This is a genomic window from Cytobacillus sp. FSL K6-0265, from assembly GCF_038003465.1.
Classification (GTDB): domain Bacteria; phylum Bacillota; class Bacilli; order Bacillales; family Cytobacillaceae; genus Cytobacillus; species Cytobacillus stercorigallinarum.
Genome location: NZ_JBBOPE010000001.1, coordinates 3035037 through 3051152 on the forward strand (window position 1 = coordinate 3035037; position 16116 = coordinate 3051152).

At 36.6% G+C, this 16116-nt stretch carries 17 protein-coding genes; all 17 read right to left on the reverse strand.

Translation table 11 applies throughout. The features are described 5' to 3' along the window. Positions 1–25 precede the first annotated feature (25 nt). Positions 26–490 (reverse strand): YaiI/YqxD family protein, encoded by a 465-nt coding sequence (locus tag MHH73_RS15340; protein WP_191811342.1) that lies wholly within the window; start codon positions 488–490, stop codon positions 26–28. A 314-nt stretch (positions 491–804) separates the two neighbouring features. Beyond that, positions 805–1623, reverse strand: coding sequence for a pyruvate, water dikinase regulatory protein (locus MHH73_RS15345; protein WP_095372534.1), 819 nt, complete (start codon positions 1621–1623; stop codon positions 805–807). Positions 1624–1657: 34 nt separating this feature from the next. Beyond that, a complete protein-coding gene (locus MHH73_RS15350; RefSeq protein WP_225230375.1) occupies positions 1658–2278 on the reverse strand; it encodes a helix-turn-helix transcriptional regulator in 621 nt (206 codons plus the stop codon). Positions 2279–2494: 216 nt separating this feature from the next. Then, the gene (glyS, locus tag MHH73_RS15355; RefSeq protein WP_341067897.1) at positions 2495–4567 is read right to left on the reverse strand and encodes a glycine--tRNA ligase subunit beta; all 2073 of its coding nucleotides are present in this window, start codon (positions 4565–4567) and stop codon (positions 2495–2497) included. Further along, positions 4560–5450, reverse strand: coding sequence for a glycine--tRNA ligase subunit alpha (gene glyQ / locus MHH73_RS15360; protein WP_191810435.1), 891 nt, complete (start codon positions 5448–5450; stop codon positions 4560–4562). The genes glyS and glyQ overlap by 8 nt, the downstream gene beginning before the upstream one ends. Before the next feature lie 381 nt (positions 5451–5831). Beyond that, the gene (gene recO / locus MHH73_RS15365; protein WP_191810433.1) at positions 5832–6587 is read right to left on the reverse strand and encodes a DNA repair protein RecO; all 756 of its coding nucleotides are present in this window, start codon (positions 6585–6587) and stop codon (positions 5832–5834) included. Positions 6588–6616: 29 nt separating this feature from the next. Then, entirely contained in the window at positions 6617–6760 is a 144-nt protein-coding gene (locus MHH73_RS15370) for a YqzL family protein (protein ID WP_191810431.1), read from the reverse strand. 147 nt (positions 6761–6907) lie between these two features. Continuing rightward, positions 6908–7819 carry a GTPase Era gene (gene era / locus MHH73_RS15375; protein ID WP_191810429.1) on the reverse strand — a complete coding sequence of 304 codons (912 nt, stop codon included), beginning with the start codon at positions 7817–7819 and terminating at the stop codon, positions 6908–6910. Further along, the gene (locus MHH73_RS15380) at positions 7812–8210 is read right to left on the reverse strand and encodes a cytidine deaminase (RefSeq protein ID WP_191810427.1); all 399 of its coding nucleotides are present in this window, start codon (positions 8208–8210) and stop codon (positions 7812–7814) included. The genes era and MHH73_RS15380 overlap by 8 nt, the downstream gene beginning before the upstream one ends. A 328-nt stretch (positions 8211–8538) precedes the next feature. Beyond that, complete coding sequence (locus tag MHH73_RS15385; protein ID WP_191810425.1) at positions 8539–8922, reverse strand: diacylglycerol kinase family protein; 384 nt, start codon at positions 8920–8922, stop codon at positions 8539–8541. Continuing rightward, positions 8900–9370: an rRNA maturation RNase YbeY gene (gene ybeY, locus MHH73_RS15390; protein ID WP_191810423.1), complete on the reverse strand. Its 471-nt coding sequence runs from the start codon at positions 9368–9370 to the stop codon at positions 8900–8902. Before ybeY ends, MHH73_RS15385 begins: the two co-directional genes overlap by 23 nt. Beyond that, a complete protein-coding gene (locus MHH73_RS15395) occupies positions 9367–11547 on the reverse strand; it encodes an HD family phosphohydrolase (protein ID WP_191810421.1) in 2181 nt (726 codons plus the stop codon). The genes ybeY and MHH73_RS15395 overlap by 4 nt, the downstream gene beginning before the upstream one ends. A gap of 415 nt (positions 11548–11962) precedes the next feature. Then, positions 11963–12925, reverse strand: a complete 963-nt coding sequence (locus MHH73_RS15400) for a PhoH family protein (protein ID WP_191810419.1) — start codon at positions 12923–12925, stop codon at positions 11963–11965. After that, entirely contained in the window at positions 12922–14115 is a 1194-nt protein-coding gene (gene yqfD / locus MHH73_RS15405) for a sporulation protein YqfD (RefSeq protein WP_191810416.1), read from the reverse strand. The genes MHH73_RS15400 and yqfD overlap by 4 nt, the downstream gene beginning before the upstream one ends. Before the next feature lie 74 nt (positions 14116–14189). Next, a complete protein-coding gene (gene yqfC, locus MHH73_RS15410; protein ID WP_191810414.1) occupies positions 14190–14474 on the reverse strand; it encodes a sporulation protein YqfC in 285 nt (94 codons plus the stop codon). Between the two features lie 73 nt (positions 14475–14547). Continuing rightward, positions 14548–15054: a hypothetical protein gene (locus tag MHH73_RS15415; protein WP_191810412.1), complete on the reverse strand. Its 507-nt coding sequence runs from the start codon at positions 15052–15054 to the stop codon at positions 14548–14550. A 43-nt stretch (positions 15055–15097) separates the two neighbouring features. Beyond that, on the reverse strand, positions 15098–16093 hold the full coding sequence (gene floA, locus MHH73_RS15420; RefSeq protein WP_095372519.1) for a flotillin-like protein FloA: 996 nt from the start codon (positions 16091–16093) through the stop codon (positions 15098–15100). Positions 16094–16116 lie beyond the last annotated feature (23 nt).

Consider the following 16116-nt stretch of genomic DNA (forward strand, 5'->3'; position numbering starts at 1 on the left):
ATAAAGAAGTATTCTAGAAAAAAAGCTAAAATCCTTCAATTTTCGACAATATTTTTGTCAATTCATTCTTAAATCGCTGTCGATCCTCTTCCTTAAACGGTTTAGGTCCTTTTCCATAAACGCCTTGACGTCGTGCTTTTGCAGAAAGGTATCGCATATCTAATGCAGTATGGATTTGACCTTCCTCATATACATTACCCCTAGGCGATAAAACATGAACCCCATTTAAAAGGAGTGTAGAAGCAAGACCTATATCCTGGGTAATTACCACATCTCCTCGTTTGGAGTAATTTTGGATATATAAATCGACAGCTTCTTTACTGGAATCAACGAATGTCCATTCATCTGAGCGATACTCTGCTTTCATATGTGCATAGGATGCTATGAATTTGTAAGCAACCGAATGAACATGTGCCAATTCGACAATTTCCTGCTTTACCGGACAGGCATCAGCATCAACTAAGATGGTTGGTTCATCTGATGTTCTTATAATTCTACATCACTCCAGTATTTCCTCCTTATAAAGAAATTTCTTTATAATGGAAGGATTGTCGAATTTTTTTTATATAATTCCCTTGACTTCTCCCAATAAATAGTTTATTCGTTAAAAGTCAAGTCTAAACCTATTTTATCATTTTTTATCACGATTTTTTATTATAATATATAAAACAGATAATTTCCAGACATATGTTTATAAGAATGCTTCCACTAACGCTCTCCTGTTTCAGCAGCGTAAATGGCAATTAAGTATCTTTTAACCTGGTTCTCTACAAAGAAAAGGCACATAATCAATTACATTATGTGCTAATCCTTTAAAAGATTTTTACGATAATGATCTAGTACAAGATTTGCTGTTTCTTCAACCGCTTTGTTCGTTACATCAATCACTGAACAACCTATCTGATTTACAATGCGATCAAAATATGAAATCTCATCTTTAATTCTTTCTATATTTGCATAACTCGCGCTATCACTAAGTCCTAAAGATATAAGCCTTTCTCTTCTAATATGATTTAATTTTTCTGGGCTAATCTTCAAACCAAAACACTTCTCTTTTGGTACAAGGAATAACTCTTCAGGAGGGTCGACTTCTGGTACAAGTGGCACATTCGCCACCTTTAACCTTTTATGAGCTAAATATTGTGATAATGGTGTTTTCGATGTTCGAGAGACCCCAATTAAAACGATATCGGCCTTTAAAATTCCTCGCGGGTCTCTACCATCATCATATTTAACTGCAAATTCAATTGCTTCAATCTTCTTGAAGTAATCATCATCTAATTTTCTTACAACACCCGGTTCGTATAATGGTTCATTTCCATAGTTATTTTGAATTTGATCCATTATCGGTCCGATAATATCGTAGGCGAATATATTTTCTTTTTTAGCTGTTTCAAGCATATAATTACGTATATGTGGCTTCACTAACGTATATGCTATGAATCCTTTGTCGAGTTTGGCTAAAGCAACTACTTCATCAATATGAGCTTGTTCCTCGACATATGGAAAACGTTTAATTCTTACATCCCCATTATTGAACTGACTTGCAGCCGCCTTTATGACAAGCTCAGCCGTTTCACCAACAGAATCAGAAACTACATAAATAATTGGCATATTACCCATACTAGCATAATCAACTCCTTATTTGAGCTCTTACTTATTCACCCGCTAGTGCAACAAATGCTTTTGTTAAATTAGTCTTTGTTATTCTTCCAATAACCTCAAAGCCTTTATCAGCTTCCTTCACAACGGGCATACCATCAATCTGCTTATCAATGAGTTGTTGCGCTACATCTATAAGTAAGTCTTCTTTCTTACACATTGTGATGTTTGGCATCCTTGTCATAATGATATTTACTGGTAGTGCACCGAGCTCTTGCTTTCCGATACTGGCTCTTAACAAATCTTTTCTAGATAGTACACCTACTAGTAAAGAGTCCTTATCGACCACAAATAATGTGCCAACATCCTCTAAAAACATTGTTACAATGGCATCATAAACCGAAGTATTTTCACTAATAACAACCGGAATAGATTGGTAATCCTTCACAAATAACTTTTTCATATTCTCAGTTAAAAGTTGAGCACCCGTTTTCCCTGTATAGAAATATCCTACTCTTGGTCTTGCATCTAAATAGCCAGCCATCGTTAAAATAGCTAAATCCGGACGAAGCGTAGCTCTTGTTAAATGTAATTGATCAGCGATATGTTCCCCTGTAATTGGACCATTATCTTTCACGATTTCTAATATTTTTTCCTGCCGTTTATTGAGTTCCATTGATCTCACCACCTTGAATTGGAGCGTCTTCTAAGTAAACCTATGCATATGTAGAAGTTTTCCCCAAATAAGCAAATTATGAACGAGCAATAAGGTTATACTTTTATATAATTATTATATACTATTTCTCAGAAATGAAAAGAATTTGCTTGTTGATGTAAATGAGAAAGGGCGGAAAGAACCATATGGCAGCAGTTAAAGGTTCTTTCCTTTAAATCATTTCACAAGTATATGATTCATTTGTGCAAACGATTGTATCATCGCAGCTAAATGGGCCATGAAACTTAAACGATTCGCTTTCACTTTTGGATCTTTAGCCATTACCATTGTATGTTCAAAATACATATCAATTTCTGGTTTTAATGATACAAGATAGCGGAAATAATCCTCTGCACTCGTAGAATCATCAAGGTTATTTCTTACTTCAATGTATTTATTATACAGCTTATGCTCATCTTCATTCTCAAATAGTTCTATTTGAATATCTTCTATACTTTCTGCTTTTTGAGCGATATTCAAGACCCTACTTAATGCTTCTATTTCACCTTTGAAGCTGTCATTATCTTTGTTTAAATGCAAAACTTGTGCTCTTTCAATCATCGCTGGCACTGATGTTAATGCGCTGCCTAATACAGCATCAATTAAATCATAGCGAATAGCTTTTTCTTGTAAAATATATTTAATTCTTAAACGGAAAAAGACTAATAACTCTTCTTTTATTTTCGCATTCTCTTGTTTATTAATGCCCGCATTTTCTGTAAGGTGAATAGCTTGATTAAGTAACTCCTCAAGCGATACCTCCCACTTCATATTTAGCAATGTTTGGATGATTCCAGTCGCTTGTCTTCTTAACGCATACGGATCTTGTGAACCACTTGGGATAATCCCAATGGCAAAACATGAGGCAATCGTGTCTAATTTTTCTGCAATAGATAATATCGCTCCAGGTACAGATTTTGCAGTAGAATCATGTGCGTTTCTTGGCATATAATGTTCATTAATTGCCCGAGCTACTACAGCATCTTCTCCTTTTTGCAAGGCATATTTCTCACCCATGAACCCTTGGAGTTCTGGAAATTCATACACCATTTGGGTCACAAGGTCAAACTTACAAATTTCTGCAGCCCTGTCTGCTACTTTTTTATCCTCTGATGAGAGTGATAATAATTGAGCGAGATGGTTCGTTAATGCTCGTACACGATCTACTTTCTCAGACATCGTTCCAATTTCTTCATGATAAACGATTTTTTCTAATTTTTTCAAAGAAGCTGCAATTGGTGTTTTTTGGTCTTCATTATAGAAAAATGCAGCATCTGATAATCTTGCTCGTAGTACCTTTTCATTTCCTCGAGCGACATTATCCAAATGTTCGTGGCCGCCATTCCTCACTGTTATAAATTGAGGCAATAAGTCTCCACTTTTCGATTTAACAGGAAAATAGCGCTGGTGTTCTTTCATTGAAGTCACAAGTACTTCCTCTGGTAATGATAAGTACTCCTCTTCAAAACTTCCGAATAAAGCAGTCGGATACTCTACCAAGTTATTTACTTCTTCAAGTAAGTCTTCATCCATTGGCACGAGCCAATTTTGTTCTTCTTCTATTTTATTGATTTGCTGACGAATGGCTGCTTTTCTTTCCTCAGCATCTACAATTACATATTCTGCAAGCAGTGCTTTTTCGTATGATGTAGGACTTGTAATAACAACATCTTTTCCTAAGAAACGATGTCCTCTAGATGTGTTACCTGTTTGTACATTTGTTATTTCAAAAGGAATCACCTTTTCACCAAACAATGCCACTAACCATTTAATTGGTCTAATAAAGCGCATTTCTTTGTCTGCCCACTTCATATTCTTAGGAAAGTGCATAGAAAGAATGAGCTCTTTTAATTCAGGAAGTAATTTCAATGTTTCTTGGCCCTTGGTAAAGGTTTTAACATGCGCATATTCCACACCTTTGATTTCTTTAAAGAAAATATCATCAGGTGTCGCTCCTTGACCTCTACTAAAGCCAATCGCTGCTTTTGTCCACTCACCTTGGTCATTCATCGCGATTTTTTTTGCTGGTCCTTTTGCTTCTTCATGGACATCTTCCTGTGCTTCCTCCACACCCTCTACAAGAACAGCTAATCTTCTAGGCGTAGAGTATGCTTTCATTCCTTCAAATTGAATACCTTTTTCGACCAACCAAGTTTTTATTTTTTCCGCTAGTTGGTTCATGCTATCTGTTACAAAACGGGCTGGCATTTCTTCTAAGCCAATTTCTAATAGGAGATCTTGTTTACTCATGGTCTATTCCCTCCTTTTCTTGAATCATTGGAAATCCTAATTTCTCACGTTCTTCATAAAATGTTTTCGCAATTTTTCGAGCGAGTGTACGACATCGACCAATATACCCCGTTCTCTCAGTGACAGAAATCGCACCTCTTGCATCTAATAAGTTGAATGTATGCGAACATTTGAGAACATAATCATATGCAGGATGAACGAGTCCCTCCTCCATTTGGCGATGAGCTTCTTTTTCATAAACATTAAAGAGGTTAAATAACATATCAACATCTGAAGTTTCGAATGTATACTTTGAATGCTCATATTCTGGTTGTCCAAAAATATCTCTTACCGTAAAGCCGTCTGTCCATTCTAATTCAAATACATTTTCCTTGTCTTGAATATAAGAGGCAAGTCTTTCAATACCATATGTAATCTCAACAGAAACAGGCTTACACTCTAATCCTCCGACTTGTTGGAAATAAGTAAATTGCGTAATTTCCATCCCATCAAGCCATACTTCCCAACCGAGTCCTGCACAGCCTAAAGACGGGTTTTCCCAATTATCTTCAACAAAGCGAATATCATGTTTTAATGGATCAATACCTAATGCTTCTAGAGAAGCTAAATATAGTTCTTGGATATTGTCTGGTGAAGGCTTCATAATCACTTGAAACTGATGATGCTGATAAAGACGGTTTGGATTTTCACCATATCGGCCGTCTGCTGGTCTTCTAGAAGGCTCTACATAAGCAACATTCCACGGTTCAGGTCCAATCGCTCTTAAAAATGTATACGGACTCATTGTACCTGCACCTTTTTCCGTGTCATAAGCTTGCATTAAAATACACCCTTGATCTGACCAGTGCTTTTGCAATGTTAAAATCATATTTTGAATATTCATAAGCCACCTCTTTCTTTACTTTTCAGTCACCATAGACCGGTATCTACATAGATAAACACTTGCTTTTTAGCCATTTGGGCGATAAATATTTTTTCTTTAAAAACATAAAAAACTCTCGTCTCTTATGCCTTTAATAAAGACATAGGGACGAGAGTTAACCCGCGGTTCCACCCTATTTGCTACTCAATTTCACGTAGCCTCTTTTACTTCACCTGTTGCTCCAGAGCGCCCTTCGTTCACTTTCTATTCTCTAGCTCACACTCTCCTAGAGTCGCTTGTATAGAGGGAGTGAAGTACTTTTCTCCTTCATTGCTAAACATAGCTATAATTTAAAGAAATAATAGCTGAATTTCTTTAGAAAGTCAATAGCTCACTTACTTATTATTGCATGAATCCTTTCATATTGGTCATTTGATTTAAAAACCTTTTTGTTTTTAATTGCAAGCCTGCATATTCATCGTAGTATGTTTCTATTACTTTTTTCAATTCAAGTTTGGTTTGTTCTTTTACCGATATATTCCCAAGCCTTGACATGTCCATGTAATAAAAAATGCGAAGTAATCTAACAGTAGCGGGAGAAAGCTTTAAATGATATGGATCTTTATCCAAACAGTGATGACAAATGAAGCCATTTTGACTAATAGAAAAGGCAAATGTCCCTTCCGTCCGTTGACAGACGGCACAATGGTTAAGCTCAGGATATAATCCAAATAAGCCAAGCATTTTCATTTCGAAAATATGTGTAAGAATTTCTGCATCATAGCCTTCATCAATTGCTTGTATACACCTAAATACAAGTTCGAAAAGATAGGGGTTAGGCTTCTTCTCTTCCGTCCCTTTATCCAGTAAGTCTACTATGTAACTCACATAAGCTGTTAGAAAGATATCTTCTTTTATACTACGCATTGAAAGTGAAATATCACCTTGTTGAAGGGTCCCAAGCCCTCTGCTTCTTTGTATCAAATAAGTGCCATAAGTAAAAGGCTGGGTGACAGCAGCAAGCCGACTATTCGGCTTTTTTGCACCGCGTGCCATCACACCAACCTTTCCCCACTCTCTTGTAAAGAGTGTGACAATTTTATTTGTTTCGCCATAATTGACTGTTCTAATGACAATGCCTTCACATTTTTCAAGCATTACTGTCACCATCCTTATATGATGACAACCTATGAAATCGGAAAATCAAATTCTGCTAGTTCTTCATCTTGTTCTACGGGTATATCCTGGTAATCTTTTTCAATTTCTTTAAAAAGAAGATATGTGTCAATATTACCTGTTTGAGAAAACACTTTCCAGGTAAAATCTTTCATAGATAACCCCACCTTTATTGTGTTTTTACTAGCAATTAAATCTATACTCTTATCATAGCCTGTCTTCTGAAAATCATAAGACGAAAAAATTGTTAATTAAATAGATGCATAAATCTTTGATTTCACCAATAACCTATGTTGACAGGTTTAATATTCATCTTCCCTAAATCCAAAGTCTCTTAACTGGGTCATTTTGTTACGCCAATCTTTTTGAACTTTAACCCATAACTCGAGGAAAACCTTACTTCCCATGAGATTTTCTATATCCACTCTCGCTCGTTGTCCGATCTCTTTGAGCATTTTCCCTTGTTTACCAATGACAATACCCTTTTGAGAATCTCTTTCAACAATAATCGTGGCCATGACGTGAATAATATCCTTCTTATCTTGCCGCTCAATCTTATCGATGACAACCGCTAATGAGTGGGGAATTTCTTCGCGTGTTAAATGTAAAGCCTTTTCACGTATCAATTCGGAAATAATAAACCTCTCAGGGTGATCTGTTACTTGATCAGCAGGATAGTATTGCGGCCCCTCTGGTAAATATTCCTTAAGCTGCTCTAGAAGACGATCAACATTATTTCCTTCTAAAGCGGATATCGGCACAATTTCGCAGAAGTTATATTTCTCTTTATAAGAATCAATGACAGACAATAAAGCATCCGGGTGAATTTTGTCAATTTTATTGATGACAAGAAAAACAGGTGTTTTGACTGATTGGAACTTTTCAATAATGAACTCTTCCCCTCTGCCAAATCCTTCTTCAGCATTCACCATAAATATTATCGCATCGACTTCTTTTAGCGTATTTTGTGCAACTTTCATCATAAAGTCACCTAATTTATGTTTAGGCTTATGAATCCCTGGTGTATCGATAAAGATATACTGTGCATCATTTGTTGTGAGTACACCTTGTACTTTGTTTCTTGTTGTTTGTGGTTTATCACTCATAATCGCAATTTTTTGTCCGATGACACGATTAAGTAGTGTAGACTTTCCTACATTTGGTCTGCCGATAATGGAAATAAACCCTGATTGATGTCCTTGTTGATTATTCATGTAAATCCTCCGATGAAAAAGCTCCTGGTAATAGTTGCTCTACTGTTAATTGTTGTGTATCTCCGTTTAAGTTTGTTAGAACGACCGGCATCTCTTTAGAACATAATTCAGAAATTACCTGTCTGCACGCGCCACATGGTGATACTGGCCTGTCAGTATCTGCAACAACTGCTAACATTTTAAATTCTGTTACGCCATCAGAATACGCTTTAAACAGCGCTGTTCTTTCAGCACAATTACACATACTATATGCGGCATTTTCTATATTACATCCGTGGAAAACTGTACCATCGACAGCCAAAAGAGCTGCGCCAACTTTAAATTTTGAATACGGTACATATGCCCGGTCCCTTGCTATTTTCGCTTCTTCGATTAATTGATCAATGTTCAATTGTTTCTTCCTTTCCGAAATGGCCGATTGCCTTCTTTTATTTTACACTATTTTTTTTGTAAAATCATGGGTTGTTGTCATTTTGTAATAAAATAATTGAATTTTCAGTAAATAAGCCTATTTATTAAATTTGCGTGTGCTCTGTCATTTTAGCTTAAACATCCGTACGATACAAACTGTTTACCTTCATTTCATGAAATGAAGAGATGAAAATGTGTTTTTCTTGTATGCAGCTATATTTTAATCCATCTTGTACTTTTTTAAAACAAACAGGCAAATAGTCTTAAAACGTGAAAAAAGCATATAACCGCACATAGCGGCTATACACTTAAAAGATCTTTGGTAAAAAAATTGAAAGGCCAATGATTACCGTTAAAACGGCAAATATAAGAACTGCCCCAGCTGCAATATCTTTCGCTTGCTTCGCTAGCGGATGCTGCTCTGTTGTTACAAGATCAACAACACGCTCTATCGCTGTATTCATTAACTCAAGTGCAATCATCCCAGCTATTGCAAAACTTACCAATAGCCATTCTGTTTTAGTCAATTCAAAAATAATCCCGAAAAAAATAACTAGTACTGCCATCACAAAGTGGATTTTCAAGTTTCGTTCCGCTTTTAAAGCGGTAAAGACCCCGATAAATGCAAAATAAAATGACGAGAGTAATGATTGTTTTTTGCGTGAATTTTTATCTCTGTAATCCGAATTCATCTAAAATTTCCTTTTGCCGAGTAAACATTATTTTCTCCTCCTCGGTTGTTTCATGGTCATACCCAAGTAAATGTAGGAAACCATGTACAGATAAAAATCCTAATTCTCTCATAAAACTATGGCCATACTCTTCTGCTTGTTCCACTGCTTTAGGAATAGAGATAATAATATCGCCTAACATGCGAGGCAAACCTTCACCGATAAGAGGGATTTCCCCTTCCCCCATTTCTTCCATTGCAAATGAAATCACATCTGTGGCCTTGTCTTTATTTCTATATTCACGATTGATTTCTTGTATGCGTGCATTTTCAACAAACGTAATAGAAATCTCCGTATCTTCTTCAACCACTTCTTTTACAGCTGCAAATTGTAGCAGGTTTTCAATCTCTCTTGTTTGCGCCTCTGTAAGTCCTTCTGTTTCATCGATAAAGTCAATGTGTAATGTCATGCTTGTGTCACCTTCTGATTCGTCATTTCTGGATATTCAATTCGTGAATGGAAAATTCCATTCAATGTTTCGTTAAATGATTTTGCAACTACCTCTAACTCTTTTAATGTTAAATCGCATTCGTTTAACTGCCCATCTTGAAGTCGGTCAGCAATGATTTTACGAATAAGATCATCAATTTGTTCTGGAGTAGGATGAGACATAGAGCGCACAGCTGCCTCAACGCTATCAGCTATCCCTATCACAGCCGATTCCTTCGTTTGTGCCTTTGGCCCAGGATAGCGGAAATCATCCTCTTTCACTTCGACTCCACTTTCTTTTGCTTTGTAGTAAAAGAACTTAAGTAAAGTCGTGCCATGATGTTGTTCAGCAATGTCAATAATTTCTTTTGGCATTTTATGCTTCCTTAACAAATCAGCACCATCTTGCGCATGTGCAATAATAATATTTTTACTCGTTAATGGTGGAAGCTTATCATGTGGGTTATCTTTGTTTATTTGGTTTTCGATAAAAAATTGTGGCCTTTTTGTCTTTCCTATATCGTGATAATAGCAACCAACTCTCGCTAGAAGTCCATTGGCACCAATAGCTTCACAGGCAGAATCTGACAGGTTAGCAACCATTACACTATGGTGATATGTTCCTGGCGCCTCTGTTAGAATTTTCCTTAAAAGCGGATGATTAGGGCTCGATAGTTCGATTAGCTTCATAGCAGAAAGAATCCCGAAGCCTGCCTCAAAAAATGGCAAGAACCCGATTGTAAGAACAGCTGCGGAAATGGCTGATATAAATCCAGAAACCATATAAAAACTGTACTCTACAAGATCCACTTGACCATTTCTTAGCAATAACAATGCTAAAATCACTAAAATATTAACGACAGAAACAAGCAGGCCAGCTTGTAAAATTTTTGATCGTTGGTTTTGTTTGCTTAAAAATAATACGCCCGCTATTCCACTACAAGTGATATAAATGGCAGCAGTTACATGAAACGTTCCAGTAATAGAGCCATTAAAGATAAGGGAACCACAAATAGCAATAATCACTGAATAATAAAGGGCCAGTTTTTCACTAATAAGGATTTTAATTAACATCGAACCCATTGCAGCAGGAAATATATAGAGTATATCAGAATACTCAAATGCCTGTATATAGCTAATCCCCTTCATAAGTAGTAAGGAAATGATGAAAACAATACTATAGACTAACAAGAAATTTTGCTTCGCTTCTTGCGGTTTATCGAGCTCATAAAAATAATAATAAGTAGCTGCTAGAATGATGAGAACAACTAACGCTAGTCCAATAAAGGGTTGGATGCTATTTTCACTATCTAACATGCCTACTAGTTCAAGTTGACGATAAACTTCCCTACTAATAAGTTGATTTTGCTCAACAAGAATTTGTCCTTGTAATATTTTGACTGGTTCAACGGATTCAACAGCTGTTTGTCTTTTCTCTTGTGTTTCCTCCGGAGCGTAAAATTCATTCTGGTAAATAGCATACCTACCAAGCTCTATCATAGCAGTTTTTAAAGTATTATTGAGTGATGTTAAGCTAATTTGATCTTGCACACGTTTTTTAGCGTTTTCTACCCCATCAGCAGGAATCCTTTGTTGCATTACGTGATTAATCTCTGTAATTGTAACATCCTTTGCAATGGATAATTGATTAGGGCTTGCTTCTAATAACGTGATCAATACGGTATCTGAAATTTCCTTAGTCACTTCTTCGGTTAATTGTGATTTTGTGCGCTCAAGTTTCTCATCAAGACTAACTAGCTTAGGTTTTTCATCCTTTTCGCTTTCTTTCGCCTTTTCTGAAGCTTGCTTGTTTTCCTCCGTGGCATCTTCATTTACTTCCGAAACGGTATCAAAAATTGATGTAATGAGATCCACTCGATTCTGGGCAATTTCTTTTTTTACGACATAAACGTCCTCAACTTGGTTTTCAGCTTCTTTCTTTTTCTTTTCGGTACTTTCTTTATCTTCAATCGTAACAGGCGAACGAATCGTTTGCTCTGCTACAGAAAAAAGACTTAATTCCAATTTCTCTGGTCGTACATTTGAAAACATTGTTGCGTACATAATGATTCCAAGGAGAACAAAGAGCAAAACCCTAACAAATGTCATTTTTAATAAGTTTCTAATTTTATGTATGTAGTGCTGGAGTTTATCCATTAGCTAGACCTCCAATCCTAAGTATCTCTGAGAAATTCTTTTCTCCTTAATTATGTAAAATCATAACAGTTTTTTTTCAAGATTACACTAATATTTTTAATTGATGACAATTTGTAATCATCTCTATCTTACCCTATTCATCCATATACTCCAAATAACAATCAATCGTAATTCCAGGGAGATTGCCCGTAGAAATCAAGCAAAAGCGCGCATCATTCCTTTAAATATCGCCCCATACACCCTTTTAGGATATGCATTTCACCTTACAAGTACTTCCCATATATGATGATTTTAATAAGGCATGTATGATTTAAGGCACCCTGAAAATTCAATCATTTATAGGTCACGATAAAAAGAACAAACTCTGATTCAAAAGCAGAATTTGTTCTTAGATTGTGTTGCTGAAAACAGCCATTTATTCAGCATTTTCTTCGTATGCTTGGATGATTTTTGCCACAAGTGGATGTCTGACGACGTCACTTTGTTCTAAATGAATAAAACTTATTCCAGATACACCATTTAATATTTGTTCACTTACCACGAGACCTGATCTAGCACCACGAGGAAGATCTATTTGACTTTTGTCACCAGTAATAACCATTTTTGATCCAAAGCCTAAACGTGTTAAGAACATTTTCATTTGCGCTTGTGTTGCGTTTTGCGCTTCATCTAAAATAACATAAGCATCATCTAACGTACGTCCCCTCATATAAGCAAGTGGGGCAATTTCAATTGTTCCTCTTTCAATTAACCTTTCTGTATGCTCTGCTCCTAGTATATCGTGAAGCGCATCATACAAAGGCCGTAAATACGGATCAACCTTTTCTTTTAAGTCTCCTGGTAAAAACCCTAAGCTCTCCCCTGCTTCTACAGCTGGACGAGTAAGAATAATCTTTTTCACTTGTCCATTCTTAAGCGCATTCACTGCCATTACAACAGCTAAGTAGGTTTTCCCCGTCCCTGCAGGACCAATACCAAAAACTAAATCTTTCTGTCGCATGGCCATAATATATTGGCGCTGACCTAAAGTTTTAACTCGAATCGACTTACCTTTTGCATTTTTCATTATTTCTTCTTCATAAAGTTCTTTGAAATATTCTAATGTGCCCTTCCTTGCCATCTCCAAAGCGTAAATAATATCCCTACCACTTATTTGAATACCTTTTCTAATAACATAGAGAAGTTGCTCAATTACGTCACCTGCAATGGCCACAGCATCTGTCTCACCTGAAACATAAACAGATTCGCCTCTTGTAACAATCGATACCGCTAATTGCTCTTCAATTAATTTAATATTTGTGTCGCCATTCCCTAATAGGGCAATAGCTTCATTTGGGTTTTCAAAATGCACATTTAATGTCTTTAAATCTTCTGTCATTCTTTATCTCCTTGGATTATTGGTTGTTCCTCAGCAATATTCTCAATAATTTGGAAATGTATTGATAATGTAACTTTACCATTCTCTATCGATTGGTGCAAAACATTTTCCCCTTTAATCGTAGCATCTTCATCTAGCTGCTTTTTAATCTTACTTCTAGCTAATTTCTTCGCCTCTAAAATCGCCTCTTTTTCATTAAAAACTTGTGTCATCACTTCTGCTTCCCTGTAGATATTTTTTGTCATTACAATGGGTAGCTCCCATTTTAAGAATTTAACTTGCCGCTTGTCCTCTTCTTTTACATAGTGGTCAAAATCTATATTTCCAAAGCCCCATAAAGGAATCTTTAATGAACCGAGCTCCAATGTGTGTTTTACTTTTTGATCGCCGGTGTATACGTTGGACTTTTTCTCTAATGGATAGGTTACATTCGCTTTATACCACGTTTCCGCTAACACTTCTCCTTTGGCAGGCACTATTTTCTTTTTTTCATCATTTCCAATTAGGCCGGAAACTAATAATTGACCTGGTTTAACAAAGTCATTAATTTTCGCCTTCGCTTCTCCCTCTTCAATAAACATACCGACAATCGTTCCTTTTTTCTTTGCCACTAAATGCTGTGGACTTAACAATTCTGTTTTCTTTGGTTCATTTTTTTCTACCACTTGAAGATGATAGGTTGTCCCTTTCAGCTCTACACCGACCCAAGTAATTTCATTCACATTTTCAGTTAAATACCGTTGTATACCTTCAGGTGTATCGATAAAGAATTGTAGTTTCCCTTTTTTTACGCCAATTTTCTCTAACTCTTTTTCCATCTTATATTCTGTTGCTGGATTTGCGCCTTTAATTTCGATCCCCCACACCATATTTGACAACAAAATCACAACGACTAAGAAAGCAATTGCCCCAAAAAAGAACCCACTATTACGTAGCATACGCTTTTTCATGAAGGGCAATCCTTTGCGACCGACAAACTCAAATTTGCAGTCAGCAGTTCTTGCATATTGTCTTAAAGTCGGTAAATCATCTAACTTCATTTGAAATGTAAGGACTTGGCTTCCATGAGCTTTAACATTCCATACGGATACACCAGCTCTCGTTAAAGTATTTAAAAATCTTTCACTCCCTCTACCGCTTGTCCTAACTGTGACGATTCCTTTTAAAAAAAAGAGCCATTGATTTTTCATCGTATCCTCCTCATATTTGAGCAGGTGGAAATCGCTAACCCTGTAATAGAATAGCGACCCTTCCCACATCAAATTTACTCAGCTACAAAAAGAACATGCTCAATTGTTCCCTGCAATAATATTTCTTCAGGCATAATTGTTTTAATGACAAAGTTATTCCCTTTAATGAGCAGTTGACCATGCTCTAATAACAACCTTACTTCTTTATCTGAAAAACCAAGTAAGCCGCGGTGGTTCTCAATATAAATATGAATTTGTCCAATCATAGTAATGCGGGGCAAATCCATCATGACATCTTGAGGAAGTTCCATATTTTTTGTCATCCAGCTTCTTAGTCGTTCTCCCCATTTTTTTGCCATAAAAAAAGAACCCCCTTTCATCTCATATGTATGAGAGAAAGGAAGGTTCTAGCACTGAATTCAACAGCAAATTTTATTTTCTTTTCATCGTTCGATGTGGGTTTCTTGATCTCGGTTGTCCGAGAATTTCTGACCAAACAACCGCGTCAACTAATTGTTTATTAGAGACTCTCATACTAGGTTGATCTACTTTGTTATTGGCCACATCTTTATTTTTTGTTGCTGAAAGGAAAGCACTTGCTCGTTTTTGCGCTTCTGCTTTTTGTTTTCTTAAATCGGCCAGTCGCTCTTCTGCTTCTTTTTTACGATCTGAGACTTCTACACTAGCTTCTTGCACAATATCTTTCGCGTAGCGTTTTAGCTTCTCTTCATTGCGATCATAAACAGGTGGCACTTCTTCTTGTTTCTCAGCATCCTGCATCATCTGACGCCTAGCTTCTTCTTGCTCTTCGACAGACATTCCACGTGGCTGCTTTTGTTTGTCCGGCTGCTGGTCATTAACTTTCTTACCAAATAAGGAAGTAATGATCCCGATAAGAAAAATCAATAATAAAGGATTTTCCAATAAAAAATCAATCATGAGATAGAACACTCCCCTCTAGAGGTGAGTCCGATTAGGACATTCAATCTTTCTTCGGCCCTTGTTTTGAGTCATCTGATACTTTACTAATCGAGTCTCTCATTTCTGTATCAGCTTCAATATTTTGGATATTCATATAATCCATCACACCAATATTGCCACTTTTTAATGCATCTGCCATTGCTAAAGGAACTTGAGATTCTGCTTCCACGACTTTCGCTCTCATTTCTTCGACTTTCGCTTTCATCTCTTGCTCTTTGGCAACAGCCATTGCACGGCGTTCTTCCGCTTTGGCTTGGGCAATGTTTTTATCAGCTTCTGCTTGCTCTGTTTGTAACTCTGCGCCAATGTTTTTACCGATGTCTACATCAGCGATATCGATGGATAGAATTTCAAATGCTGTACCAGCATCCAAACCTTTTGCTAAAACAGTTTGTGAAATCATGTCAGGGTTTTCCAATACTTCTGTATGTCTTGTAGAAGAACCAATGGTAGAGACAATCCCCTCACCAACACGGGCAATGATTGTTTCTTCTCCAGCACCCCCGACTAGTCGGTCGATATTGGCTCTTACAGTAATTTTTGCTTTTGCTTTAACTTCGATACCATTAATCGCTACACCAGAAATAAACGGTGTTTCTATTACTTTTGGGTTAACACTCATTTGAACTGCTTCAAGTACATCACGACCAGCTAAGTCAATTGCCGCACTTCTTTCAAAACTTAATTCCATATTGGCACGATGCGCTGCAATTAAAGCATTTACTACTCTATCTACATTACCACCTGCTAAATAATGGCTTTCAAGTTGATTCGTATGAACTTCTAATCCCGCTTTATGTGCTTTAATTAAAGGATTAATTACACGGCTTGGAATTACTCGTCTTAATCTCATTCCAATGAGGGTGAAAATACTTACCTTAACACCGGCTGCTAATGCTGAGATCCACAGCATAACTGGTACGAATGTGAAGAGTATAGCTAGAGCAATAATGGCTAATACCACAATCACGATCGTCATAATAGAAATAGGTTCCATTCAATTACCTCCTAAAAATACTT